Source organism: Deltaproteobacteria bacterium, from assembly GCA_020845775.1.
GTDB lineage: Bacteria > Bdellovibrionota_C > UBA2361 > SZUA-149 > JADLFC01 > JADLFC01.
Map to the genome: position 1 here is coordinate 1 of JADLFC010000184.1, position 3,384 is coordinate 3,384.

At 44.9% G+C, this 3,384-nt stretch carries 3 protein-coding genes; 1 reads left to right on the top strand and 2 read right to left on the bottom strand.

Annotated features, from left to right (window positions below; all coding sequences use genetic code 11):
• Window positions 1-195: 195 nt before the first annotated feature.
• Window positions 196-774: an NAD(P)H-dependent oxidoreductase gene (locus IT291_11325; protein ID MCC6221820.1), complete on the bottom strand. Its 579-nt coding sequence runs from the start codon at window positions 772-774 to the stop codon at window positions 196-198.
• 49 nt (window positions 775-823) lie between these two features.
• A complete protein-coding gene (locus tag IT291_11330) occupies window positions 824-1,453 on the bottom strand; it encodes a superoxide dismutase (GenBank protein MCC6221821.1) in 630 nt (209 codons plus the stop codon).
• Window positions 1,454-1,562: 109 nt separating this feature from the next.
• Here IT291_11330 and recQ point away from each other — a divergent pair.
• The coding region (recQ, locus tag IT291_11335; protein ID MCC6221822.1) for a DNA helicase RecQ at window positions 1,563-3,384 on the top strand (1,822 nt) is incomplete at its 3' end.

Here is a 3,384-nt window from a genome sequence, read left to right on the forward strand (position 1 = left end):
ACCATTTACAAAAAGGATTTTTGTAAATGGTATAAACAGCAAGTGCGTAAGCACTTGCCAATAAACAACAAATACCGTTTCCAAAAAGTAAAATATTTAACTTACTTTTTGGAAACGGTATAGGCCATGAATATCATGAAAAAAAACGGCATTATTTTTCATGATACGTTTTTTAAGCGAAAGCCCGGTAGGTAATTAAAGGGCTTTCAACCTCTTAGTAGTTTCTACTAGCTCGCGTGAAATAGCGCTAACTTTATCGACAATTTTTTTATCGTTTATTGTGCCGTTCTCTGAAAAGACCTGCGATGCGTTGGGGATGGTGACTTGAGAAGGAATCACCAGAACATTAATGTTGTTGAGAATTGCTCTGACATGGACCAGACCGCGTAGGCCTCCTAAGGCTCCAATGGAAGCAGAAAATATGGCAGCGGTTTTCCCTGTAAATGCTGCTAAATATTCTTCTCCTGATCTCGGCCGCGAAACCCAGTCAATTGTGTTCTTCCAAACTCCGGATATTGAGCTATTGTATTCCGGGCATGCCAATAAGAGTCCATCATGCTGCTTAAAAAGGTCGTATAGTTTAACGGCGTTTTCGGGAAAGCCCTTAGTTTCTTCTAGGTCGCCATCATAGAGTGGCATCGGATAGTCGCGTAGATCAATAAGGGTAACATCGCTTCCCGCCGCTTCGGCCTCCTTCGCGGCAAGCGTAACTAGCATTTTGTTAAAAGATTTTGTACGAGTGCTACCCGCAAAGGCGAGAATGCGCGGTTTCATGGCAATGTTACCCTCTTATGTTTTCTAATCTAAACAACAATGATTCTAACTAGTGGCCCTTGCAGCAACATCCTGCGCTCTCATCCTGAGCAAACAAATTATACCGTTCCTCCACATCGGCCCAGTTAATTACATTGAAAAAAGCATTTATGTAATCAGGGCGCCTGTTTTGATATTTTAGGTAATAGGCATGCTCCCAAACGTCAATTACTAATAATGGCTCCACTACCCACTGCGAAAGGTTTTGGTGCTTTTCAGCCATTAGAATTTCTAGCTTATTGCTTACGTGATTCTTAGCAAGCATAGCCCAGCCCGAACCCTCTACTGCCGCCGCAGCCGCCTTAAACTGCGCAACAAACGCATCGTAACTACCAAAATCCTTTTCGATTTTTTTAAGCAATGCGCCACTAGGCTTTCCACCGCCTTTTGGGCTCATGTTCTTCCAAAAGACGCAGTGAAGGAAATGGCCTGCTCCATGAAACGCAAGCTCGCGCTCCCAGTGTTTTACTAAGGTAAAATCTCCAGCTTCGCGTGCCTCCGCAAGCTTGCCCTCTGCCGTGTTTAATCCCTTTACATATGCCAAGTGATGCACGTCGTGATGCAAGCGCATGGTCTGTCCATCGATGTGAGGTTCAAGGGCATTGTAATCATAGTCTAGTGCTGGTAATTCGTGTTGCATGTAAGTACTCCTTGTCTTACTATGTTAAACCCAAAAGAAGCAGCATAAGCGCCACCACCTTTATATTTGCAGCTTATCGCAAAAAGTGTGTCTAATGCAAAATTCTGATATGAGCCATAGCCCCCGAAGTATTCTTGAGTCCGTCTATGCGTATAAAGCTTTTAAGGGACAGCAAGAAGCAATCATCGGCCACATCATCGAAGGCAAGGATGCTTTTGTTCTCATGCCGACTGGTGGCGGGAAGTCTTTATGTTATCAGATACCGTCAATAATTCGCAGTGGTGTAGGCATAGTCATTAGTCCATTGATTGCGCTAATGCAGGATCAGGTTCAAGCTTTGGATCAGCTTGGCATTCGCGCGGGAGTATTAAATTCTAGCTTAAGTGCTGAGGAAGCAAAAAAAGTAAAGCGAAACCTCTTTGCTGGCAATTTAGATTTGCTCTACGTCGCTCCCGAAAGGCTGTTGATGGACGGCTTCCTAGATATGCTCGCCTCTATAAAGCTAAGTTTGTTTGCTATTGACGAAGCGCATTGCGTGTCTCAATGGGGGCATGATTTTCGCCCAGAGTATATGCAGCTCAATGTGCTAAGACATCGCTTTCCAGGAGTTCCGCGCATTGCTTTAACTGCAACGGCAGATGTTCCGACGCAAAGGGAGATAGTAAACAGGCTCGAATTGAGTGAGGCAAAAATTTTTGTCGCTAGCTTTAATCGCCCCAATATTAACTACCGAGTGGTTTTAAAAGACAATCCCCGACAACAGCTGTTGCGTTTTATTAGAAGCGAGTGTGCTGGCGAGTCCGGGATTGTGTATTGTTTATCGCGCAAAAAAGTTGAGGAGACGGCCGAGTGGCTAAGGGCTCAGGGTTTTAACGCCTTGGTCTATCATGCAGGTTTAGAAAGCGAGTTAAGGAAGAGAAACCAAGATAAATTTTTACAGGGCGAGGGCGTAGTGATGGTAGCTACGATTGCATTTGGTATGGGGATAGATAAACCCAATGTTAGGTTTGTGGCTCATCTAGATATTCCCAGAAGTGTTGAGGCTTATTATCAAGAAACTGGGCGGGCTGGTAGAGATGGTTTGCCGGCAATTGCGTGGATGGCGTATGGACTGTCGGATGTAGTTGTGATGCGCCAACTTATAAGTAGCTCGGAGGCAAGCGATGAGCGCAAGCAAGTCGAAAATCGCAAGCTAAATGCTCTGGTCGGCTATGCAGAGACTACTTTGTGTAGAAGGCGCGTGTTGTTAAATTATTTTGAAGAGCAACATCCAGTAAATTGCAGCAATTGTGATAACTGTTTAAATCCCCCAGAAACATGGGATGGTACTATAGCTTCTCAGCAAGCGCTTTCTTGCATTTATAGAACTGGGCAGCGTTTTGGTGCTGCACATGTCGTTGATGTGCTAAGGGGCGTAGAAAACGAGCGCGTTAAAAAATTTCGACACGACAAACTTAGCACGTTTGGCATTGGTAAAGGTTTGTCCAAAGCTGCCTGGCTTGGCGTATTGCGTCAGCTGGTTGCGGCTGGGTATTTGGCAGTGGATATAGATGGTTATGGTGGATTTTATTTAACTGAGCAAAGCAAAGAGATTTTAAAAGCCGAAAAGCCGATTTTCTTTCGCAAGGATTTGGATGCATCGACAAAGAAAGCGGCAAGGTCTATGCGGGCGCATTCCGCAGTTGCAAAGGGTGGCGGAACGTTAGATGCGCGCACAAAGAGTTTGTTCGAGTCTTTGAGGGAGAAGCGCCTTGCTCTCGCTAAGAAGAAACGCCTTCCGCCATACATTATATTTAACGATGCTACTTTGTGGGAAATGGCTACCAAGCGCCCAGGGACGTTAAGAGATATGCAAGCCATTTCCGGCGTGGGAGCAAAAAAATTAGAGAGCTATGGCAAGGAGTTTTTGGTAGTAATATTGCAAACCGGGG

Bases quoted from the DNA above. Each gene is read 5' to 3' on its own strand.
- IT291_11325 (MCC6221820.1), bottom strand. From the start codon at position 774: ATGAAACCGCGCATTCTCGCCTTTGCGGGTAGCACTCGTACAAAATCT.
- IT291_11330 (MCC6221821.1), bottom strand. From the start codon at position 1,453: ATGCAACACGAATTACCAGCACTAGACTATGATTACAATGCCCTTGAA.